This is a genomic window from Pseudomonas sp. DNDY-54, from assembly GCF_019880365.1.
GTDB lineage: Bacteria > Pseudomonadota > Gammaproteobacteria > Pseudomonadales > Pseudomonadaceae > Stutzerimonas > Stutzerimonas stutzeri_P.
Map to the genome: position 1 here is coordinate 4,131,937 of NZ_CP082271.1, position 22,799 is coordinate 4,154,735.

Below are 22,799 nucleotides of genomic sequence, written 5' to 3' on the forward strand. Positions count from 1 at the left end.
CACGTCAGACGCGCAAAGCGCATTGAAAAACTGCGGTCAGCCGGTCACAGTCGAGCGGTCGGTCCCTCTGTTCGAACGGTCAACTATCGAGCCTGCTCATGAACGCTCCACGCCGCCCCACTGTGACTTTGCATGACAGCGCACCCGCCGAGGCCAGCCAGCGCCATCACTTCCAGGCGCTCGGCGAGACACAGCAAGAGCCCGTCGACCTCGCCGAGGAGTGCGCGCTGGCCATCGCCTATAACGGCATCAGCCAGGCGGTGATGATGGTGTCCCCGGCGGATCTGGAAGATTTTGTGGTGGGCTTCAGCCTTGGCAGCGGGATTGTCGAAGACATTGGCGAAATCTACGACATTCAGATCAGCGGCACCGGCAGCGGCCGCCAGGCGACCGTCGAGATCGCCAGCCGCGCCTTCTGGGCCCTCAAGCGCCAGCGCCGGCAACTGCCCGGCAATGCCAGCTGCGGCCTGTGTGGTGTCGAAGCGCTGGAACAGGCGTTGCCGCAGTTGCCAGTGATGCCTGTCGCCCCGCTCCCACCGGCCCAATGGCTCGAGGGTCTACGCCAACGCATCGCCGCCTTCCAGCCACTCGGCCAGACCTGCGGCGCAGTACACGCCGCGCTGTTCATCGATGCACAGGGCGAAATCTGCTTTGGCCGAGAGGACATCGGCCGGCACAACGCCTTGGACAAGCTGATCGGAGCGCTCAGGCGTGCCGGTCAGGAGGTCGCCGGTGGGGTCGCAGTGGTCACCAGCCGCTGCAGCCTGGAGCTGATCCATAAAGTGCAGCGTGCCGGCATTCCCACACTGGTCAGCTTCTCTTCACCCACCGGCCTGGCCGCACAATGGGCGCAGCGCCACAACCTCAACCTGATTCACATCCCCCATCGCAGCCCGCCGCGCGTGTTCAGCCCGGCACGCCGTAACAGCGCGCCAAACGATTCCGGCAAGGCCCAGGCATGAGCCTGCAACCGGAACGGCCCCGCTACCGCCCCTACACCGGCGCTGCCGCTGGCTGGGGCGCGTTGCGCAGCGTCGCCAGTTCCTGGCTGGACAGCAAACAGCCCCTGAAAAACATTCGTGCCTTGCTGAAAACGAACCAGAACGGCGGCTTCGACTGCCCTGGCTGTGCCTGGGGCGATTCACCTGAAGAGGGTGCGGTGAAATTCTGCGAGAACGGCGCCAAGGCCGTGAACTGGGAAGCCACCACGCGCCGTGTCGATGCCGCCTTTTTCGCCCGGCATAGCGTCAGCCAGCTCCGCGAACAGAGCGACTACTGGCTCGAATACCAGGGTCGTTTGACCGAGCCCATGCGCTATGACCGCGCGAGCGATCATTACCAGCCCATCAGCTGGGATGCCGCCTTCAGGCTGATCGCCGACCACCTGAACGCGCTGGAGAGCCCGGATCAGGCGGAGTTCTACACGTCCGGTCGTACCAGCAACGAAGCCGCGTATCTCTATCAGCTGTTCGTTCGCGCTTACGGCAGCAACAACTTCCCCGACTGTTCCAACCTGTGCCACGAGGCCAGCGGCGTTGCGCTTGGCCAGAGCATCGGCGTCGGCAAGGGCAGCGTGACCTTTGACGACTTCGCCCAGGCGGATGCCATCTTCGTGCTAGGGCAGAACCCCGGAACCAACCATCCGCGCATGCTCGAACCGCTGCGCGAGGCGGTCGCCCGCGGTGCGCAAGTGGCCTGTTTTAACCCACTGAAAGAGCGCGGCCTGGAACGCTTCCAGCATCCACAACACCTTGTGGAAATGCTCGCCAATGGGTCCGCGCCGCTGAACACGGCCTTCTTCCGACCAGCGCTCGGCGGTGACATGGCCGCCATACGCGGCATCGCCAAGTTCCTGCTGTTCTGGGATCGAGAAGCCCGGGCCAACGGTGAGCCATCGGTATTCGACCGCGCCTTTATCGAGCAGCACACCAGCGGCGTCGAGGGTTACCTGGCGACGCTGGACGCCACCCGCTGGGAAGCCATTGAGGAGCAGTCAGGCCTCGGATTGGTAGAGCTTGAACACGCGGCACGAATCTACCGTCGCGCTGAGCGGGTGATCATCTGCTGGGCCATGGGCATCACTCAGCATCGCCACTCCGTTGCCACCATCCAGGAAATTACCAACCTGCAGCTGCTGCGCGGCAACCTGGGCAAGCCCGGTGCAGGCCTTTGTCCGGTGCGCGGTCACAGTAATGTCCAGGGCGATCGCACCATGGGCATCAATGAGCGGCCGCCCGCCGCGCTGCTCGATGCACTGGAGAAACGCTTCGGCTTCGCCGTACCACGTCAGCCCGGTCATAACGTGGTTGCAGCCATCGAGGCGATGCTGGCGGGCCATTCGAAGGTCTTCATCGGCCTTGGCGGCAACTTCGCCCAAGCCACGCCGGACAGCGTACGCACGCATCGGGCATTACAAGGCTGCAACCTGACGGTGCAGATCAGCACCAAGCTCAACCGCAGCCATCTCACCCTCGGCCGCGATGCGCTGATACTGCCGTGCCTCGGCCGCACTGACATTGACCGCCAGGCGGCCGGTCCGCAAGCCGTCACGGTAGAAGACTCATTCAGCATGATTCACGCGTCCCATGGCCAGCTCGAGCCGCTGTCACCGCTGATGCGCTCGGAGCCGGCAATCATCGCCGGCATGGCGCAGGCGACACTCGGCAAGCAGCCGGTTGACTGGCAAGCACTCATCGAAGACTACTCGCAGATACGCCACCTTATCGCCGAGACGATTCCCGGTTTTACCGATTTCAACCAGCGCCTGCGGGCGCCGGGCGGGTTTCATCTGGACCACCCGGCCGCGGCGCGGCGCTGGAACACGGCCAGCGAGCGCGCCCACTTCGTCGCCAACCTGCTGCCGGACAGTCTGCTCAATGAGGCAGTGCGTAGCAGCGGCGAACGACCGGACCTGATCCTGCAGACGCTGCGTTCGCACGACCAGTACAACACCACCGTGTACGGTCTCGATGACCGCTACCGCGGGGTCAAGGGCCAGCGACGGGTGATTTTCGTGAATGGCGCGGATATACGTCGACTCGGCTTCGAGCCGGGACAAAAGGTGGATATCCGGTCGTTATGGAATGACGGGATCGAGCGCAAGGTAGAGGGCTTTACACTGCTCGCCTTCGATATCCCGCCGGGTCAGGCGGCGGCCTACTACCCCGAAGCCAACCCGCTGGTGCCACTAGGCAGCCACGGTATCGGTAGCTATACGCCGACATCCAAGTCCATCGCGATCTGCCTGAAGCCCGCCAAAACGGATGCGCTGATCCGCTGACGGCGTGCCGGCGAAAGCGCGACACGACAACACGGTCGAAGCAGCTTAAGACCGTTTCGCTTGATACTGGTTCCCTAGAAAAATCAATTAGTTAAGGAACGCGAACGGCGTCATACCTTTCATCGGGAATACTTGCGAAACGCAGCCTCCGGACGTGAGGATCGCGGCGCCATTAGTTGAGAGGTTTCACCATGAAGTATTCCTCGATTTTGCTGTTATCCGCGAGTCTGCTCAGCGGCGCTGCGTTCGCGGGAAGCAATACCGAAGCCGCCGTCGGCGGCGCGCTGGGCGGTGCACTGGGCTCAGTTGTAGGTGAGCATCTGGGCGGCTCGACGGGTGCTGCCATCGGTGCTGGCGTAGGAGGCGCAGCCGGTGGCATGGTCGGCGCAGACAAGCGCAGCCGTACCGAAGCAGCGATCGGCGGTGGCCTGGGTGCTGCTGGCGGCAACGTCATCGGACAGCGGGTCGGCGGCAGTACAGGCGGTCTGATCGGCGCCGCGGTGGGTGGTGGCGCGGGTGGCGCGATCGGTAACGAATACGGTGATGACGACAGCTATCGCCGTGACGACCGTTACCGCGGCGATCATCGTCACGGCCATCCAGGCAAGGGCAAGGGGCACTACAAGAACAAGCACAAGCACAAGCACCACCACTAAGCGCGGTGCCTGCGGAACCGATCCAGCCTCAACGTCTGCTATTGCCGCGCGCAGAGCGCCATAGCAGACGATTGGCGGCAGGCGCCACCGCGTCGGATAGCGGTGAGCTGTTCATGCCAGAGCACACCTCGCCAACCCTGCTCACTCCGCTACAAGCACCTCCAGTGCGGCACGCAGCGTCGCCGGAATCGGCGTCGACTGGTTGGTGGCGCGCTCGACGAACACATGCACGACCTTGCCCGCCGCGCACGCCTCCTGCTCCCCCTGCTTGAAGATCGCCAGTTCGTACTGCACGGAGCTCTGGCCCAGCCTCGCTACGCGCAAGCCGACGTCGATGGTTTCGGGAAAGGCGATCGGCGCGAAATAATCGCATGACGAGCTGACCACAAAGCCCACTACCTTCCCCTGATGAATATCCAACCCGCCTTTCTGGATCAGGAAGATATTCATCGCGCTGTCGAAGTAGCTGTAATAGGTGACGTTGTTAACGTGACCGTAGATGTCGTTGTCGTGCCACCGCGTGGTGATGGTATGGAAGAACCGATAGTCGCCACGCAGATGCTTGGGTTGGTCGGGCATGTTGTTCCACTCCGAAAGTGTTGTGATGATCGATCCGTTACATCGGACCGCGACCGTGCCGCCCCGGCTCGCGCAGCGGCCGCCCTCAGTACGCCGCTCGGTAGATCGCCAAGGCATCCGCCTCAGTGACTTCGCGCGGATTGTTGACCAACAGCCGCTGCTGCAGCATCGCTTCCTTGGCGAGTTGCGGCAGCATGTCCTCCGGTACACCGGCGTCGCGCAGGCGGGTCGGCAGGCCGACGCGGGCGCTCATCTGCTCGAATTCCTCGATCAGCTGCTCGGCGTAAGTTGAAGGGTCATCCGTGCGCAAACGATCACCCAGGATGATCGGCGCCAGCTCACCGTAATGCGTGGTCGCCGCGCTGACGTTGAAGCGCAGCACCTGCGGCAGCACCAGCGCGTTCGACAACCCGTGGGGGATATGGAAATTGCCGCCCAGCGGATAAGCCAGCGCATGCACCGCCGCCACCGGTGCGTTGGCAAAGGCCTGCCCGGCCAGACAAGCCCCAAGCAGCATGGCCTGGCGCGCCTCGCGGTTGCTGCCGTTGTGCACCGCCTCGTCGAGATTTGCAGCCAGCAGGCGCAGTGCTTCGCGGGCCAACAGGTCAGACATGGGGTTTTTCTTGAGCGCGCTGGTGTAGGCCTCGATGGCGTGCACCATGGCGTCGATGCCGGTGGCTGCGGTAACTGCAGGCGGCAAGCCGAGGGTGAGATCGGCATCCAGCAATGCCAGATCCGGCAGCAGCAGGGTGGAGACCACGCCCATCTTGGTTGTTTCGCCAGTGGTGATGATGGCGATCTGCGTGACCTCGGAGCCGGTTCCCGCAGTGGTCGGCACCTGGATTAGCGGCAGGCGCTGGCCATTGGCGTTGCCGACGCCGTAGATGTCTTGCAGCGACTGCACGCAGCCCGGATGCGCCAGCAATGCCACCAACTTGGCGACGTCCATCGAACTGCCGCCACCGAAGCCAATGATGAGATCGGCTTTGAGCGATCTGGCCTGCTCCACCGCAGCCGTGACGATGTGCTCTGGCGGATCGGCGATGACCTGATCGTAGACCGCGACTTGCAAGCCTTCGGTCTCGAAGCCCGGCAAGACCTCGTTGAGCAGGCCAAAGCGCGTGATGCCCGGATCGGTCACCACCAGCACCGAACGCGCTCCGCGCTCCTTGCAGAGGCTGGCCAGCCGGCGCGACGAGCCGGGTTCGCAGATCAGTTGAGCGGTTGTGGCAAAGCTGAACGGATGCATGGTGTTCCTCTTGATAGGTATGGGTCTCTACGGAACGCAACTACGTTTTTTGTCGTTCCTCGCCTCGTTTCGCTAGCGAGCTCGCTCCTACAGACGAGGCACGCCGTTTGCCCCTGTAGGAGAGCGAGCTTGCTCGCGAACCCCGACTACGCGTCCCGCCACAACGACAAGGATGCTCGTCGGGTGCCCTCATCCAGCGCAAAATCAAAACGCGAAATCCGTCTCCGGCAGCGCCATCAAACATTCAGCCCCACCCTGAATCGCTTCACGATGCGCACTCGCGCGCGGCAGTACACGGCGCAGATAGAAATCCGCACTGGCCAGCTTGGCCTGATAGAACGCCTCCTCGGCGGTGCCCTGCTCCAGCGCATCCTGCGCTCGCGCCGCCGCCTGCAACCACAAGCCCGCCAACAAGACATAGGCCGAGTACTGCAGAAAATCCACCGACACCGCGCCGATCTCCTGCGGGTCACGGCCGGTCGCGGCGATGATCTCGGCGCTCAACTCGCGCCATTCGCCGATACGCGCCTGCACCTTGCTGGCCATGTCATGCAGTGCCGGCCGGTCGATCTGCCGATCACACACCTCGCTGAACTCCGCCTGCAACGCCGACAGCTCGGTGCCGCCATCGCCCAGCAGCTTGCGACGAATGTAGTCCAGCGCCTGGATGCCATTGGTGCCCTCGTAGAGCTGGGTGATGCGGCTGTCGCGCATCAACTGCTCCATGCCCCACTCGCGGATATAGCCGTGGCCACCGTAGACCTGCACGCCGAGGCTGGCGACTTCCTGGCCCATATCGGTGAAGAACGCTTTGACGATGGGGATCAGCAGCGCCGCGCGCTTGCTCGCCGCCTTGCGATAGGTCGGCTCGGGATGGCCGTGTTCGAGGTCCAACTGCCAGGCGCAGTAGGCGGCCAGCATGCGACTGCCTTCGACCAGCGTCTTCTGCGTCAGCAGCATGCGCCGCACGTCTGGATGCACAATGATCGGGTCAGCCACTTTGTCCGGGTGCTGCGCGCCCGCCAGCCCGCGCGACTGCAAGCGTTCGCGGGCATAGGCCAGTGAACCCTGATAGGCCTGCTCGGCGATCCCGAGGCCCTGCAGCCCAACCTGGAAACGCGCGTCATTCATCATGGTGAACATGCACGCCAGGCCCTGGTTGGGCTCGCCGACAACCCAGCCGGTGGCGCCATCGAAATTCATCACGCAGGTGGCCGCGCCCTTGATGCCCATCTTGTGCTCGACGGCACCGCAGGACAGCGAGTTGCGAACGCCCGGCGTGCCATCGGTGTTGGCGATGAACTTGGGCACCAGCAGTAGGCTGATGCCTTTAACACCGGCCGGTGCATCCGGCAGGCGCGCCAAGACCAGATGCACGATGTTCTCGCTCATGTCGTGCTCGCCGCCGGAGATGAAGATCTTGCTGCCGCTGACCTTGAAGCTACCGTCCGCCTGGGGTTCGGCCTTGGTGCGCAACAGCGCGAGGTCGGTGCCCGCCTGCGGCTCGGTGAGGCACATGGTGCCGCTCCAGCTGCCGCTGACCAGCTTTTCCAGATAGGCATTCTTCAGCTCGTCGTTGCCATGCTTGTACAGCGCCAGTACCGCACCTTCGGTCAGGCCTGAGTAGATGCGGAAGGACAGCGACGCGCCCATCAGCATTTCGTGGAAATTGCACGCGACGAGTTGCGGAAAGCCCTGGCCGCCGTACTCGGTCGGCCCGGTCATGCTCGCCCAGCCGTTGTCGACGTACTGTTTGTAGGCCTCGACGAAACCCTGCGGCGTGCGGACCTCACCGTTTTCCAGGGTCACGCCCTCTTCGTCGCTGTTGCGATTGAGCGGCGCGATCTCGCCGCCGGTGTAGCGCGCCGCTTCTTCCAGCACGCCGTCGATCAGCTCGCGGTCCAGGCCGTTGCCGAGCAACTCGCAATGGCCTGTGGCATCGAACAGTTCGTGCAGGACGAAGCGCATGTCACGCAGGGGAGCCTTGTATTCCATGCTCAAGCCTCCTTCTTGTGGTCGGCGAAACGACCGCCAAGAGTGGCCAGGCTGTCGATCAGCTCGGCAGGCTTCCAGTGCTCGCCGTGCTGCTCGGCGAGGGCATTCAAGCGATCACGAATATCGGGCAAGCCCTGACGATCGGCCCAGGTCATCGGCCCGCCGACTTCAGCCGGGAAGCCGTAGCCGTAGAGGTAGACGGTGTCGATATCGGCGCTGGACTCGGCCATGCCTTCCTCGAGGATCTTCGCGCCTTCGTTGACCAGCGCCAGCAGGCAGCGCTCGAGGATTTCCTCGCTGCCAATCTCGCGACGCTCATAGTCGAGCCGCTCGGACTCGCGCTGCACTAGGGCATCCACTTCCGGATCGTGCTCGGCCTGACGGCTACCCTCGGCGTAGCGGTAGTAGCCCATGCGCGACTTCTGGCCGAAGCGGCCCAGCTCGCATAGACGGTTGTCGACCTGCACTTCCGCCTCGTCCTGGCCTTTGCCCGCCAGCTCACGGGCGCGCCATTCCAGGTCGATGCCGACCACGTCGTACATGCGGAACGGGCCCATGGCGAAACCGAAGCCCTGCAGCGCGGCGTCCACCTGATGGGGATAGGCGCCTTCGAGCAGCATCATCCGCGCCTCGCGCACGTAGGTGGCGAGCATGCGGTTGCCGATGAAGCCCGGGCAGTTGCCGGCGATCACGCTGACCTTGCCCATGCGCTTGCCGAGTGCAGTGGAGGCCTCAAGCACCGCTTTGGAGGTCTTCGCGCCGCGGACGATCTCCAGCAGCTTCATGATGTGCGCCGGGCTGAAGAAGTGCAGCCCCACCACCTGTTCCGGGCGGCCGGTGACAGCAGCGATGGCGTCGATATCCAGCGCGGAGGTATTGCTGGCAAGGATGCCGCTCGGCTTCACGATGCCGTCCAGCTCACGGAAGATCTTCTGCTTGAGTTCGAGGTTTTCGTACACCGCCTCGATCACCAGATCCACATCTGCCAGCGCCTGGTAATCGGCTGCCTTGCTGACGCAGGCGCGTCGTGCAGCCGCTTGAGTCTCGTCGATCCGGCCCTGCCGCACATTGTGAGCGTAGGTATCAGCCACCACGCTCAGCGCCTGTTCCAGCATCTCGGGATTGTTATCCAGCCAGCGCACCTGCACGCCAGCGTTGGCCAGGCTCATGACGATCCCGCGGCCCATGGTGCCCGCCCCGATCACGGCGGCGGTCTGGATATCGAAGCGGTCTTGGCTCATTGCAGCAGTCCTCGTCGCAAGGCAGAAAAAATCAGAAGACCTACCTTAGATGAAGACGGTACTATTTTTGAAATTTAGTCTTGTGATGATTCAAATTCATTAGATGAATATCTACAGCTTCGATCTCAATCTACTCCGCGTGCTAGACGCCCTGCTGCGCGAACGTAACGTCTCCCGTGCCGCCGAGCGCCTGTCGCTCAGCCAACCGGCGGTCAGTAATGCGCTCAATCGTTTGCGTGAACTGCTCGATGATCCTCTGCTGGTGCGCGTGGGCCGCGCCATGCAACCCACTCCGCGCGCATTGAGCCTGGAAGCGCCCATCCGCGATGCGCTGCAACAGATCGAGCACACGCTCAACGCCGGTGACTTCTTCGATCCCGCTACCAGCCGCCAGCGCTTCGTAATCGCGGTGACCGACTATGTCGAGCTGATCTGCATGCCGCCGTTGATGGCCCATCTGGCGAAGGTAGCGCCTGGGATCCAGCTGGGCATCCAGCACCTGACCCCTTCCCTGCCAGCGGAGGCGCTGGATAACGGCGCAATTGACCTCGCGGTCGGCCGGTTTTTAGACGTCCCGGCCCGCTTCCACAGCCGCCGCTGGGCCAGCGAAACGCTGCAGGTCGCGCTGCGCAAACAGCACCCGTTGATCGAGGGTGATCTCGACCTGACCACGTTTCTGCGGTTGCGCCATCTCTGGGTTCATGGCGGCCAGACCCGGGGCATGGTCGATCAGTGGCTGGAGGATCATGATCTTGCCAGGGATGTGGTCTACACCACCCCCAACTACCTGCAGGCCGCCCACATCGTAGCCAGCAGCGACCTCGCCGCTGTACTCCCGACCGGGCTCGCTCGGCATTTCGCCGGGCTGCTACCCCTGCAACTGTTCGATCTGCCCTTCGATCTCGGCACCTTCCAGCTGGACATCGTCAGTGTCGCCCAGCGGGAGCGGGATGCAGCTTTGCAGTGGCTCATCGAGCAGATCGTGGCCGTTGTGGAGAAGCCGCCCCAGTGAGTGATGACGGTTGGGCTTCAACCTCGCGGGCAGGCCAGTCCGTGCTTTTTCACAGGCAACAAAAAACCCGCCGAAGCGGGTTTTTCTAACCATCCGAATCCTTCCGGTTGCCGTCCTGGCGATGGTCGATCTTCCTTGATCCTGAGCGCGTCCTGCGCTTCAGAGGTGGGCATAGATTAATCACAGGCGTGTCGACGCTAAAGAGCCAATAACTGGGATCCGTGTAAGCCTTTGGCTATAGCTGAAACAAACGCACCGTAACGCTGTCGTGCGTGCACCGCCATGAGGTGTATAGAGCGTTACGAGCCGAAGGCCCGGCCAGACACGCATGCATACGCGGGCGGCCCAGACTTGGGAGCCGCCCGGTCCCGTCTTTACTGCTCAAGGAAGTTCAGAAGGTCCTGGTTTAGCCGATCCTTGTGCGTATCGGCCAGGCCATGTGGCGCGCCTGGATACACAATCAGCTGGGCATCCTTGACGATCGCCGCCGAGGCGCGGGCTGACGTATCGATCGGTACGATCTGATCATCATCGCCATGGATCACCAACGTAGGCACGTCGAACTTCTGCAGGTCTTCGCGGAAATCGGTCGCCGAGAACGCCGCGATCGAGTCGTAGGTGTTCTTGTGGCCCGCCTGCATGCCTTGTACCCAGAACGACTGGATCAGCCCCTGTGATGGCGTCGAGCCTGATCGATTGTAGCCAAAGAATGGCCCGGATGCGATGTCCAGATACAGCTGCGAGCGGTTGTCCAGCGATGCTTGGCGCAACCCGTCGAACACTTCCAACGGCACACCGTTAGGGTTGCTGTCGGTTTTGAGCATCAGTGGCGGAACCGAGGCCACCAGCACGGCCTTCTTCACCCGATCCGTACCGTGACGACCGATGTAGCGCGCCACCTCACCGCCACCCGTCGAGAAGCCAACCAGCGTGGCGTCCTTCAGATCCAGCGCTTCGAGAACAGCCGCAAGGTCGTCGGCGTAATGGTCCATGTCGTTGCCTTCCCACGGCTGGCTGGAGCGGCCATGACCCCGACGATCATGGGCAACGACGCGATAACCCTTGGAAGCCAGAAACATCATTTGCGACTCCCAGCTATCGGAGTTGAGCGGCCAGCCGTGGCTGAACATTACGACCTGCCCGTCTCGCGGGCCCCAATCCTTGTAGTAGAGGCTAACCCCGTCTTTCGTAGTGACGTAGCTTTCCGAGCGCTCGCTGCCAAGCACGGCATCGGTTTGACTGCCGACAGTTTGGGATGCGTGTGCCGAGACAGCGGTAGCCAGGGTCAGAGCAGCGAGGGTCAGTGCGCGGTTCAGTGTGGTCATGGTCGTGTCCTCAGTAGGTAGATGGCTTTTCGGCTGGCGGTGTGTGCCGTCCGATGTAGCTATGTTGCCCACCGAGAGGATCGCTACGGATCCATATAGTCTTAGAAATGCTGCAGATCGTCCAAAGCGCTTCCAAAGCGGCATTATTGACGTCTGTGCGGCTTCGAAAGCGCGAGTTGGAGTACGTGACGATACGCGTGGTGGCAGGTTCAAGGTCACTGGGCGGGCTTTAACGTCCAAATCCCCTACAAGCGCCTAGTCGGTACCCGACCGAGCGCTCACGCGTGGCGCATCAGGATTCACGACGGTCGCCCCGTGGATACGCATGAGGCAGGTGCTAACCAGCGCGCGCTTGGCGACCGACACCCAACCCTCCACCTCCGCCGCGCGAGACGGTCACAAAAGCTGAGCCCTGTTCAAACAATGCTGATAGATGAACGGTCCCAGACATCGATTAGTCATCATTAACAACCGTTTACACCGGATATCAGCGGGCTAATCGCGAGCTTTTATTCACTTAAATATAAACAACGCTGTACTTATATCCTTATCTGCGTATATTGCCGGCCACTGCTTCGCAATTAACACTTCGACACCCGGCTTGATGTTTCTCTGTTTCATCTCCTCGGTTCGTTTTGCTTCTCGCTTCTCAGTCTCGGCGCCGAACGGTTCTGCGCTGTAGCCTTAAAACACCTTGGAGATACTCATGTCTACTCGTCAAAATGGCACTGTCAAATGGTTCAACGATGAAAAAGGTTTTGGCTTCATTACGCCGACCGACGGCAGCGAAGACCTTTTTGTCCATTACCGCTCGATCGAAAGTGCCGGCTTCAAAAGCCTGAGCGAAGGCCAAGCAGTCTCTTTCATGGCCACTAAAGGTCAGAAAGGCATGCAGGCCGATCAGGTACAAGTCTCTTAAGACGCCTGACTCGATCGATACTGTTTCGCCGGCTTTATAAATAAAGCCGACTAGACAGTAAAAGATAAAAAGATGCCCCGACTGGTTCGGGGCATTTTTTTGCCTGTGATAATGAGTTGGATATATTTCAACCAATTACACAGCCACTCGGGAAATGACGTTTTCGAGGGAACAGCAGAGCCGCATTGGTGTTGCTTAGATAGATGAGAAACGGGACTGTTTTATAGCAACGCTTCCATGCCTAGAGCTCGCGGCGGCGTCGGCCGATAAACGCATCAATGAACATCCGCAGAGTAGCCTGGCAGGCCAGCTGTTTTCACCGTTTGGCACGCTTGACCATCGAGACGAACGGTCGGCAAAGGCCTGCCAATCTCGGACGGGCTGAACCGTTCAGCGAGGCAATAGCCCGAACGCAAAAAACCCGCCGAAGCGGGTTTTTTTCTGACCGTATCGAATCCTTTCGAGCGCCGTCCTGGCAGTGGTCGATCATCCTGATCCTGAGCACATCCTGCGCTTCAGAGTGGGTGTAGATTAATCATTTCTCGGCGTCCTCCAAAGAGGTGATGCACGCGACCTTATGTAAGCCTTTGGCTATACCTGCACCCGATCGAGGCGCCGGCACGGCGGAGAACGGGCACGCCAGTCAGCAGTGGCCGATAAGCCGGAAGCCGCCAAATGCGCGACTTACAGGCAGTTGGCATTGCGTTGAACACCCTTTACCACCCGCACTATCGCCGGCCCGCTACGCCGACCTGTCCAGATCTGCGCATACCCCTACGCGTTGTACGTATTAGTCCCCGTACGCAAAACCCAGCCGCGCGCATCACGTGTCCTTGCGGTAGCGACTGGCTCCCCAATAGGTTGCTAGCAGCGGCAAGGCCGGCCCGCGCCAACCCCGGCGCCGTAACTGCGTGGCAATCAGCGCGTTCATAATCTTGTGCCCCATCAACAGCACGGTACCGTGGGTTTGCGCGAGCTCGATGAGTCTGTCAGCGGCCGCGCTGGCCCGTATCCTCGACTCGGCGACAGGTTCGGAGTGGTTGGCGAAGCCGAAAAACCATGCGGTGCGGAAGGTGAGCCGCCAAAGGCGTGCAGGCATCAACGGGTAATGCAGGTCGAGAAAGGGGAGATGGGCCTCCGCAAACAATGGATCCGGTAGATGAGTACAGTCGCACCCCAGGTGCGTACGCGACTCAACGCAGCGAGTCAACGAACTGCATACTACGATGCCTGCCGAGTCGGCCAGCCGCCGCAGCGGCTCTGGCCGTTCGCTCCCAATGACATTGGCGGCGTTGTAGCGCTCGACCCACGTCTTCATGCCAGCCGGCGTGCTCCACGACGCGGCGCGGTGATCGGGCCGCCCGTGACGGACCAGGATGATGTTCATGGGGAAATGACCGGCGAGAAGGATGCTGCTTGGAAACGGAACGGCAGCGGCGGGTTCCGTGCAGTATGAAAGATAGCGAGCCTATGCGGCGACGGCTGTAGCAGCAGAAAGCCCCGGCAGAACACCGGGGCTTGGCGTATCACTTGTCGAGCTCGTCCTGCTTTTCCAGGAATTCCTCTTCGAGCATGGCATCTTTCACCGCTTGAGGTTGCTCGTCACGCAGCGGGTCATTGAGCTCACCGCCCGAAAGCACCTTGGCGTCCAGCTTGCCCATTAAATGCTCCAAGGCGTGGCGCATTTTCTCCGCAGCGCCATCAACCGCCAGCTGCACCGACTCTGCCTTATGCGTCACTGATACGGCTTGATGGCCCTTGGGCCGCGCCTCGATCTGGCAGCGCTTGTCATCCGCGCCAGCTTTTTGCGCGTTTTCGTCACTGATATGCACTTCGATGCGGGTGAGGAAATCGTCGAAGCGCTCCAGCCGCTCCTCTAAGGTCGAACCGACCCACTCGTGCAGCTCGACACTACCGGGAATGTGGTGGCTGTTGACTTGGACATGCATACGACTACTCCTGATTGATGACGTACCTACTTAGGTTCGAGGCGCCTGTACCGCCGAGGTTCAGCGGCACCGTCTAGTTGAATTGTCACCAGAGGTGGTTGTGTCTCGCCTGACCCAGATCAGTGAACCGACGCACGCGACGCATTCAGGTGTCATCGTGGCAGGCGCCCGTCCCGGTCACTCGCCCATCAGCTGTCGATAGCGACGCTGATACTCGTCGTAGGGCAACCCTTCGTTCAGCAAGTGCTGCAGTTGCTGTTGGCGATAGGCGTCTGCGCTTAACGGCGCGGCCCCTGCAATCGGCGCGGCGACAATGCCCAACCCGCTGGCCCCGTTGGGGAACAGTTGGTGAGTCAGTTCTGCGATCTTGTTTTCGGCGCTGATGAATTTATCCGGACGACCACCGCCCCAACGCGCATCGTATTCGGCCTGGCCCACCTGCCGCCCCTTTTCGTAAACGCGGATGTCCGCGTGGTTCATGTACAGCAGCAGGTCCCAACGCCACGTCGCCGTGTAGGTGGTGCTCAGGGCACAACGGCTCGGATTGCTGCCAGGGGCAAGCTGACGGGTCGAGAAGCCCTTGTCTCGGAGCAATTGCTGATAGGTCGTGTTGAAACCGGCACGAAGGCCGATGGCGGGAATCGTACAGATTTCCGGTGCCAACTCTGACGACAGCGCAGCGGGCGTCACCGTCTGTTTGATGCTGCAGCCGGTTAGCCAAACAGCGGTAAGAAGCAGCAAAAGCGGGGCGGTACGCATCGATGACGTCCTGTCCAAAGAAAAGAGGCAGCATAGTGCCATCAAGCAGTCCACGTCGCATCCCCTCGGCCAGAGCCGGCAGGGTCTATGCTTCCAGGGCTATCCACACAACCTGGAGAGACTGATGCTCGATGTGCGGGTGTATCGCTACAACGAAGAACAGGACGCCAAACCCTATATGCAATCGATGCGGGTGCCGGACGAGTTTCGGGAGCGCATGGTATTGGATGTGTTGGAATACCTGCGCGAAACCGACCCGTCACTCGCCTATCGCCGTTCCTGTCGCGAGGGCGTGTGCGGTTCGGATGGCATGAGCATCAGCGGGAAGAACCGTCTAGCCTGCATCACGCCGGTAACCGAAGCACTGGATGGCTCGGGCCGCCTGGTCATCCGCCCCTTGCCCGGCATGCCGGTGATTCGCGATCTCGTTGTGGATCAGAGCCTGTTCTTCAAGCAATACGAACGCATCAAACCCTGGCTGATCAACGACGAGCCGGCGCCGAGCATCGAGCGGCTGCAGTCACCGCAGGAGCGCGCCAAACTGGACGGCCTGTATGAATGCATTCTCTGCGGCTGTTGTTCGTCGCAATGTCCGTCCTGGTGGTGGAATCCGGAGAAGTACGTGGGGCCGGCCGGACTTCTGCAGGCATGGCGCTTTATCGTGGACAGCCGAGACACTGCAACGACCGAACGCCTGTCAGACCTCGATGATCCGTTCAGTGTCTTTCGCTGCCGCAGTATCGGAAATTGCAGCTGGGTCTGCCCTAAAGGGCTCAATCCCATGGGCGCCATTGGCCACATCCGTCGCGAGCTGACACAGCAAGGCACCTAGCAGCTCAGCGGCAGGCGAGATCTCTAACCGTAGGGTGGGCTTCAGCCCACCAGACATCAGCCTCTTGACGCAACCGGCCGGACACGCATCGACGCGCGATGCGAGCGGGTTTACCGCCCGGCCCCGGTAACACGCGTTCAGTTGCGCCCCACCTTCGTGCGTGGGTTCTCCAGGCGATCGGCACGATTCCCGAGGAACCAGCCGGCAGCACCCCAGACCGCGGCACAGGCGGCGCCAACCAGGGCGACAAGCGCCGCGCCCTGACCAAGGCTGTCGAGTAGGCTCTTGGCCCAGCCGCTCAACGCATCGCCGCCGCGATAGACGACTGTGTCGATGAAGTTCTTTGCCTTGTATTTGCTTTCGGCATCCAGCGGTGCGAACAGCATTTCCCGGCCTGGGCGGACGAACGCGTATTCCCCGACTCGTCGCAGGATCATCACGGCAGCCAGCATAGCGAAGGTCGGCGCCAGCGCCAGCCCCATAAAGCCGAGACAGACCAGCGCCGGCACGGCAGTGAGCAGCGCGCGAACGCCCAGCCGCTGGGCGATGCGTCCGGTGACGAACAGCTGCGACAGCAGCGCCCCGGCCTGCACCACGAAATCGATCGCACCAAATACCCGCACCTGCTCGGCACGGTCGGGAAACAGCTCAGCGACTAGCCGCGCCTGCTCAAAGTAGAGAAAGGTGCTGGCGGTGGTCAGCAGCAGCACAAAAGCCGCGATACCCAGCAGATAACTCGATCCCAAAACCCGGGTCAGGCCGCTGAAGGGATTGCCGGCTACCGGACGACGCGGACTTTCGGCCTGTTCGGCACCGGGCCGGCCAGCACCCTGCACGTCGCGCCAGGCCATCAGGTAGTGCTTGAAAGCGACCGCCGCGGCCAACAGCAGCGCCGCCAGCAGCATCAAGCCGAACGACCCGGACACGCCTACGAGCAAGGCACTCGTGGCCGGGCCGACCAGTCCGCCGACACTGGCGCCGGCCGCGATAAAAGCGAACAGACGCCGCGCCTGTGGCGCATCGAACACATCCGCCATCAGGCTCCAGGCCACCGAGACCACAAACAGGTTGTAGACCGAGATCCACACGTAGAACACCCGCGCCAGCCAGATACTGTTATCCAATACGAAGAACAGCCCGGCGAAGAGCAGCAGGTTGAGGCAGAAGAAGCCATATACCCAGTCGATGTAGTGAATGCGCGCCACACGTGAGTTGAGCCAGGCGAACAGCGGCACCGCGAGCAGCATGGCGAAGAAGGTCGCAGTGAACAGCCACTGCAGGTTATCGACACCGCCTTGGATGCCCATCGACTCGCGAATGGGCCGCAACATGAAATAGCCCGCGAACAGGCAGAAGAACAAACCGAACCCAGCCAGCGCCGCAGGCAACTCGCCCGGACGGGCGTTGATCAGCGCCGCTGAACGGGCCGCGAATGCGAGTGCCATTCAGCCTCCCAATAAACGATGCGACACGGCATTCATCGGAACGCTTCGACGATCAGCTCCCGCTGGCGCGCATCCGGCAGACGGCCCTGCCCGGCCAGGATGTTGTCGGCCATATAGCGCGGGTTGGACGTGGCGGGTATCACTGTCGTTACCGCGGGTTCGGCAAGAATGAATTTGAGCAACAGCTGAGCCCAGGAACTGGCGTCGATTTCTGCCGCCCAGGTTGGCAGTGGCTTGCCCTTGACCCGGGAGAGCAGGTTGCCGCGCGTGAATGGGCGATTGATGAGGGTCGCGATGCCGTTGTCGGCGCAGAAGGGCAGCAGCTGCTTCTCGGCGTTTCGCTCGCTGACCGAATAGTTGAACTGGACGAAATCGACAGGCTCCTGCTTGAGCACGTCGAGGAGACGGTCGTGGGCCGATTCGACATAGTGCGTCACGCCGATGTAGCGAATGCGCCCTTGCTCCTTGAGTTCACGCAGCAGGCCGAGCTGAGTGCGGGTGTCCTGCAGGTTGTGGACCTGGATCAGGTCGATGATGTCCGTCTGCAACGCCTTGAAGCTGTCTTCGATCTGCGCCATGCCGCGCTCGCGCCCCGTGGCAGACACCTTGGTGGCCAGAAAAACCTGATCACGTGCATCACGCCGCTGAACCAGCTCACCGACGACGCGATCGGCATTGCCGTAGCTGGGCGCCGTGTCGATCAGCTGAGCGCCACCTTCGACAAACACGCGCAGCACCTCAAGCAACGCATCCATCTCGGCATCATCGAGGCGGACGTCATGTGTCCGTGACGTGCCCAGCCCGATAACCGGAAGGGTTTCGCCCGATCCCGGAATCGTGCGCGTGCGTAACGACTCCGCGGCGGTTACGAAAGACGGCAGCACCGGCCCGAGCGCAGCGACCGCAGCTAGAAGGGCGGAACGGTGAAGGAGCTGGCGGCGTGTCGGCATGGGGGAGTCTCCGGTTCGGTTGGCCTCGTCGATGCCTGAGTATGGTCGAGGACGCCCGACGCACGGGTTGATCGCCCGGTCAGAGCTTTTCCGTTTGTAACAGCGCTGCGATGAAACCGTCGGTTATAGGGCCGACTAATCTGATCGATCAATAATGGGTAGTGGCAACTTGATAGCAACTCGGATCTACTGCGCGCCGATAAACGTTTGCCGCTTCCAATCGCCCTTTCGCGCGCGCCACCCCAACGAGACCACGATGCACCTGAACTCGTCCCCTCCCACCGGCCAGCGCTCCGACGCTGCGCCCGCAAGCGCTCGGAGCCGAACGCAACGACTGCCCAGTCTGGCCTATGGGTTCGGCCTGCTGTCGGTATTCCTGGTCAGCCTGCTGCTGTTGCCTCATGACGCCGGCGTTGGCAAGTTGCTGTGGGGCTTTCTGGCCGGCACCCGATTCGGCGCTTGACCTGCCCCCGCCGACTCAAACCCGGAAGCGCCCCACCAGCGTGGCGAGCGTTTGTGACAAGGCCGATAGCTGCTGGCTGGCCTGCATGCTACTGGCAGCGTTAGCGGCCGCATCGTTGGACAGATCGCGGATGTCGCTGATATTGCGTGCGATCTCCTCGGTCACGCTGCTCTGCTCCTCACACGCGGTGGCGATCTGCGCGGCCATGTCGTTGATACGCTGAACCGAGTGCGTCGTCTCGGCGAGCACTTGGTCGACGCCAGCCGCACGCTCGACGCTGTCGCGCGCCTTGCCGCTGCCGCTTTGCATCGCCTGTACGGCTTTGGCGACGCCGTTTTGCAAGCGCTCGATGCGCACCTGAATGTCCTTCGTCGATTCCTGCGTGCGCGCCGCCAACGCCCGAACCTCGTCAGCCACCACGGCGAAACCGCGTCCCTGTTCCCCGGCTCGGGCCGCTTCAATGGCTGCGTTAAGCGCCAGCAGGTTGGTCTGTTCCGCGATCCCTCGAATGACTTCAAGCACGGCGCCGATACTCGCCGTCTCGCCCGCCAGGGCCTCGATGGTCTGCGAGGTGTGTTCCACTTCCTGTGCCAACTGACGGATCGATTGAAGGGTAGCGCTGACAACCACTGCGCCTTGGCGCGACTGGGCCTCCGCCGCCCGAGCCGCATCCGAGGCATTGAGCGTGTTTTGCGCAACCTCATGCACCGCGGCGCTCATTTCAGTCGCGGCCGTACTGACCTGATCCACGGCAGCGTGCTCGCTGCTGATTAATTGATCATTGGTTGCCGCCATAGCGGCCATGCCACGGGCGGCGGCGTCCACCTCCCCGGTCACCCGCCCGACTTCCGCAATCAATGGCTGCAATGTGTCGAGAAAACGGTTGAACGCCTGGCCCAGCTGACCTAGCTCGTCGGCCGATCGGATATCCAGCCTCGTGCGCAGGTCACCGTCGCCCTCGGCAATCTGCTGTACGCGATCAAGCAGACGACGCATCGGCCGCAAGACCATCAGCGGCAGGCCAATAACCAGCAAACCACAGCCAAGCAGACCGACCACCAGAACGGCGAGCTGCTGGCCTGCCGTCGCGGCGCCCTCGGCAATCGCTGCCGCGCCTTCGGCGTTTGCTGCCTGATCCTGGAGCTCACCCAGCTTATCAATGGCATCACGCATGGCGTCGAAGCGGGCTTCGCTGTCGCCGAAACTCAGCGTGCTGGCGCCTTGCGGATCAAGGTCGATCTGTTCGATTACGCGCTGCGACACCTCGGTCCATTGCTGAAAACCTTGATTGAACTGCCCCACGAGCGCCAGCGCCTCGGCACCCGGTTGCATCGCCGCGTATTTCTGTACCCGGTCATATGCCTGCTTGAGATTTTCCGCATGGCTGTCTCTTAGCGCCTGTACATGATCACCCGCATCGCTGTCGAGCAAGCTGCGCTCAGCGACAAACGCCTGGTACAGATCACGGTCAGCGTTGAGCAGCAGACTGATGGCGGGCAGATGGTGGGTCGCCAGCTGGTTGCCGGACTCGGCCACGCGATCGATGCCGCGCATACCAGCGGTGCCCATCAGCACCAGCAACAGGGCCAGCGCGCCAATGGGAAGGGTGATTTTCCAACGAAATCCGAGATCGGTAAAAAAGCGAGACATGGCGTCGCTCCTGAAGGCCTATGTGGCTATCGGCCCGGCCTTTTAACGCAGCAGAACCGCTGGTCGAAATTTATACAATTCCAACAGCGGGGCGCTCCTGCCCCGGGCGCAACGAGCGGGGCGGTCTCGCCGTGTTGAGGTGAGGATCAGTGCTGCAGCCAGATCAGTCGGAAAGAGCTGGAAGGCGACGGTATCAACAGCGAGCGCGTAGGCGCACGCGACGCTCAGCGTGCGCGCGGCAGACACCGCCGTGAGTGTCCGCGTCAGGACGAACGTATCGGTTCATTTTCCTAGGGCAGCTGATTACGGCCACCCGCGTTCGGACACTATTGCGCCAGCCGCTCGCGCACCTCAGCGTAGGGATAGGCCTCCAGCGAGGCAAAACCGGGAATCTGGCGCGCCTTGAGCTTGGTGAACGCCGGCACACTGATACCGCACAGGAAGCGCGTCAAGCACTCGGTGCTGGGCGCGTTGCCCTTTAGCTGCGTATAGCGCTGGCTGAATTCGGCGCACCGGGCAACGAGGTCCATATCGCTTAGTGATGCCAATGCGGGAGGCTCAGGCAGTTGTGCGACCTGTTCGCGACAGACCGAACAGTGTCCGCACTGTTGCGGCGCCTGGCGGTCACCGAAATAGGCAGCCAGCCGCTGGCTCAGGCATTCGCGGGATTCGAAAAGCGCCAGCATGTTGTCGATACGGGTGATCTCGCTCGCTTCGTGCTGCTTGAAATAGGCATGCAGTTCGACGCTCAAGGCCTCGGCGCCGAAGTCCGGATCGAGCAACGCATAGACGTCCGTCATTTGTTTGCTTTCGAGCTCGATCCATCCCTTTTCCTGGAAATACTCCAGCGCCTTGACCACCCGCGCGCGGTCCGCGCCGTGCTGTTGATAAAGCGCGTCGAAATCCAGCGTGCACCAGGTCCGCGCCCGGGCCGAGGTGTGCACGATGGCCTCCACGAACTGGCGGCGCTCGCCTTCGAATTTCGCGACCAGCGCCTCGGGCTCGAGCAGGTACTTGAACCGATATTCAGCGAAATAAGCGAAACGCGGCGCGATGATGCCGCGCAGCTCCAGCTGCACCAGCAGCGTTTTCAGCGGCAACTGCCGGATGTTGCTCTGATCCGAGAGCTGGTTGAGCATCAGCTCCCACTGCCCGCCCGCACCAGACTGCAGCAGCTCATCGAGCACGCAGCGGATGCCATCGAGCTCCGGCGTGTCGCCATAGACGAAGTTCTGCAGCACGCTGAGGCTGTCCCGGTTCGCCAGTACCAAACAGTCGGACGGCTGCCCATCACGGCCCGCACGGCCGATTTCCTGACTGTAGTTCTCCACCGACTTGGGCAGGTCGTAGTGCACCACGTTGCGGATGTCCGACTTGTCGATGCCCATGCCGAAGGCGATGGTGGCAACGATGCAGTTCAGCTCGCCCGCCATGAAGCGCCGCTGGATCGATTCGCGCAGTTCATGCGCCATGCCGGCGTGGTAGGCGCTGGCCGGGAACCCGCGCTGCGCCAGATGCTCGGCAACCTGCTCGGCCGTCTTCTGCTGGGTGACATAGACGATGGTGGGCTGCCCGCCCTTGTCGGCCAGCCACTCCACCAGCCGGCGCTGCTTGTTGAAGCCACTGACTGGCTCGACCAGCAGATTGAGATTGGGCCGGTAGAAGCCAGTCGTCACGACGTCGTCCGGCGCAATCGAGAATTTGGTCTGCATGTCGGCAATCACGGGCGGTGTTGCCGTGGCGGTCAGCAGCAGCACCTGCGGGATATTGAATTGGAGCTGGTAGTCGGGAAGCTTGAGGTAATCCGGGCGGAAGTTGTGCCCCCACTCGGAGATGCAGTGCGCCTCATCGACGACCAGCAACGAGATCGGCACTTGGCTGATGAAGTTGCGGAAGCGTTCGTTCTTCAGCCGCTCCACCGAAATCATCAGGATCTTCAGCTCGCCGGACTTGGCGCGGGCCATGGTCTCGCTCGCTTGCTCGCGGCTCTGCGCGGAATCGATGCTCGCCGCGGCGATGCCGTGCCGGTGCAGAAACGCCAGCTGGTCCTGCATCAACGCCAGTAACGGCGAGACGACCAAGGTCAGGTGCGGCAACAACAACGCCGGCAGTTGGTAGCACAGGGATTTGCCTGAGCCGGTGGGAAAGATCGCCGCGGCCGACCGCCCGGCCACCACGGCGCGAATGGCTTGTTCCTGGCCGGCGCGAAAGCCGTCGTAGCCGAACGTCTGTTTGAGGCTCTGTTCGATCATGCAGGTCACTCCTTTGACGGGAGGCGGAGGGTAGCAAAAGGAGGGAGACGGTACTGCAAAGCGGGTGGGCAGGTTGGGTCAGCCGTCTGAAAGGCCGCTGACTCCGTACCCCCGATCGGCGTACGGATAACAAGCAGAACGGCCAAGCATTTATCAATCGGCGAGATTGGAATCGGTAATTATCGTTAGTTAGCTAACTACCGTTATGCTTCTTGCACTCCTGAAAACAAACATAAGCGCCCG

19 protein-coding genes are annotated in these 22,799 nt (G+C 61.9%); 7 read left to right on the plus strand and 12 right to left on the minus strand.

Going from position 1 to position 22,799, the window contains the following annotated elements:
• Positions 1–98: 98 nt before the first annotated feature.
• The 3 genes from fdhD (at position 99) to K4O48_RS19145 (ending at position 3,936) form a co-directional block, all read left to right on the plus strand.
• Entirely contained in the window at positions 99–962 is an 864-nt protein-coding gene (gene fdhD / locus K4O48_RS19135; protein ID WP_222909914.1) for a formate dehydrogenase accessory sulfurtransferase FdhD, read from the plus strand.
• Complete coding sequence (locus K4O48_RS19140) at positions 959–3,280, plus strand: FdhF/YdeP family oxidoreductase (protein WP_222909915.1); 2,322 nt, start codon at positions 959–961, stop codon at positions 3,278–3,280. The genes fdhD and K4O48_RS19140 overlap by 4 nt, the downstream gene beginning before the upstream one ends.
• 191 nt (positions 3,281–3,471) lie before the next feature.
• Positions 3,472–3,936, plus strand: coding sequence for a YMGG-like glycine zipper-containing protein (locus K4O48_RS19145; protein WP_222909917.1), 465 nt, complete (start codon positions 3,472–3,474; stop codon positions 3,934–3,936).
• Between the two features lie 141 nt (positions 3,937–4,077).
• On the opposite strand, the gene K4O48_RS19150 is transcribed toward K4O48_RS19145, so the two are convergent.
• From K4O48_RS19150 to K4O48_RS19165, 4 genes are all read right to left on the minus strand, one after another.
• The gene (locus tag K4O48_RS19150; RefSeq protein ID WP_222909918.1) at positions 4,078–4,515 is read right to left on the minus strand and encodes an acyl-CoA thioesterase; all 438 of its coding nucleotides are present in this window, start codon (positions 4,513–4,515) and stop codon (positions 4,078–4,080) included.
• An 85-nt stretch (positions 4,516–4,600) separates the two neighbouring features.
• Positions 4,601–5,764: an iron-containing alcohol dehydrogenase gene (locus K4O48_RS19155; protein ID WP_222909920.1), complete on the minus strand. Its 1,164-nt coding sequence runs from the start codon at positions 5,762–5,764 to the stop codon at positions 4,601–4,603.
• Positions 5,765–5,968: 204 nt separating this feature from the next.
• A complete protein-coding gene (locus tag K4O48_RS19160; RefSeq protein ID WP_222909921.1) occupies positions 5,969–7,759 on the minus strand; it encodes an acyl-CoA dehydrogenase C-terminal domain-containing protein in 1,791 nt (596 codons plus the stop codon).
• 2 nt (positions 7,760–7,761) lie between these two features.
• Positions 7,762–9,000 carry a 3-hydroxyacyl-CoA dehydrogenase gene (locus K4O48_RS19165; protein ID WP_222909922.1) on the minus strand — a complete coding sequence of 413 codons (1,239 nt, stop codon included), beginning with the start codon at positions 8,998–9,000 and terminating at the stop codon, positions 7,762–7,764.
• A gap of 103 nt (positions 9,001–9,103) precedes the next feature.
• On the opposite strand from K4O48_RS19165, the gene K4O48_RS19170 reads away from it, so the two are divergent.
• The gene (locus tag K4O48_RS19170; RefSeq protein ID WP_222909925.1) at positions 9,104–10,012 is read left to right on the plus strand and encodes a LysR family transcriptional regulator; all 909 of its coding nucleotides are present in this window, start codon (positions 9,104–9,106) and stop codon (positions 10,010–10,012) included.
• A gap of 374 nt (positions 10,013–10,386) precedes the next feature.
• Here the strand turns inward: K4O48_RS19170 and K4O48_RS19175 are convergent, their stop codons facing one another.
• Positions 10,387–11,337 carry an alpha/beta fold hydrolase gene (locus K4O48_RS19175; RefSeq protein WP_222909926.1) on the minus strand — a complete coding sequence of 317 codons (951 nt, stop codon included), beginning with the start codon at positions 11,335–11,337 and terminating at the stop codon, positions 10,387–10,389.
• A 706-nt stretch (positions 11,338–12,043) separates the two neighbouring features.
• Between K4O48_RS19175 and K4O48_RS19180 the strand changes: the two genes are divergently transcribed.
• Complete coding sequence (locus K4O48_RS19180; RefSeq protein WP_003281102.1) at positions 12,044–12,256, plus strand: cold-shock protein; 213 nt, start codon at positions 12,044–12,046, stop codon at positions 12,254–12,256.
• 823 nt (positions 12,257–13,079) lie between these two features.
• Here K4O48_RS19180 and K4O48_RS19185 read toward each other — a convergent pair.
• The 3 genes from K4O48_RS19185 to K4O48_RS19195 form a co-directional block, all read right to left on the minus strand.
• Complete coding sequence (locus K4O48_RS19185; protein ID WP_222909927.1) at positions 13,080–13,643, minus strand: histidine phosphatase family protein; 564 nt, start codon at positions 13,641–13,643, stop codon at positions 13,080–13,082.
• Between the two features lie 139 nt (positions 13,644–13,782).
• On the minus strand, positions 13,783–14,205 hold the full coding sequence (locus K4O48_RS19190) for an HPF/RaiA family ribosome-associated protein (RefSeq protein WP_222909928.1): 423 nt from the start codon (positions 14,203–14,205) through the stop codon (positions 13,783–13,785).
• 177 nt (positions 14,206–14,382) lie between these two features.
• Positions 14,383–14,964: an Sbal_3080 family lipoprotein gene (locus tag K4O48_RS19195; RefSeq protein WP_222909931.1), complete on the minus strand. Its 582-nt coding sequence runs from the start codon at positions 14,962–14,964 to the stop codon at positions 14,383–14,385.
• A gap of 124 nt (positions 14,965–15,088) precedes the next feature.
• On the opposite strand from K4O48_RS19195, the gene K4O48_RS19200 reads away from it, so the two are divergent.
• Entirely contained in the window at positions 15,089–15,796 is a 708-nt protein-coding gene (locus tag K4O48_RS19200) for a succinate dehydrogenase iron-sulfur subunit (protein ID WP_260523667.1), read from the plus strand.
• Between the two features lie 137 nt (positions 15,797–15,933).
• On the opposite strand, the gene K4O48_RS19205 is transcribed toward K4O48_RS19200, so the two are convergent.
• Both K4O48_RS19205 and K4O48_RS19210 read right to left on the minus strand, forming a co-directional pair.
• On the minus strand, positions 15,934–17,241 hold the full coding sequence (locus K4O48_RS19205) for an NTP/NDP exchange transporter (protein ID WP_222909933.1): 1,308 nt from the start codon (positions 17,239–17,241) through the stop codon (positions 15,934–15,936).
• Between the two features lie 32 nt (positions 17,242–17,273).
• Positions 17,274–18,191: an aldo/keto reductase gene (locus tag K4O48_RS19210; protein ID WP_222909934.1), complete on the minus strand. Its 918-nt coding sequence runs from the start codon at positions 18,189–18,191 to the stop codon at positions 17,274–17,276.
• A 256-nt stretch (positions 18,192–18,447) separates the two neighbouring features.
• Between K4O48_RS19210 and K4O48_RS19215 the strand changes: the two genes are divergently transcribed.
• A complete protein-coding gene (locus tag K4O48_RS19215) occupies positions 18,448–18,654 on the plus strand; it encodes a hypothetical protein (RefSeq protein WP_222909936.1) in 207 nt (68 codons plus the stop codon).
• Between the two features lie 15 nt (positions 18,655–18,669).
• Here K4O48_RS19215 and K4O48_RS19220 read toward each other — a convergent pair whose 3' ends face one another.
• Together K4O48_RS19220 and K4O48_RS19225 are read right to left on the minus strand one after the other, a co-directional pair.
• A complete protein-coding gene (locus tag K4O48_RS19220; RefSeq protein ID WP_222909937.1) occupies positions 18,670–20,304 on the minus strand; it encodes a methyl-accepting chemotaxis protein in 1,635 nt (544 codons plus the stop codon).
• Between the two features lie 326 nt (positions 20,305–20,630).
• Entirely contained in the window at positions 20,631–22,556 is a 1,926-nt protein-coding gene (locus tag K4O48_RS19225) for an ATP-dependent DNA helicase RecQ (protein ID WP_222909938.1), read from the minus strand.
• Positions 22,557–22,799 lie beyond the last annotated feature (243 nt).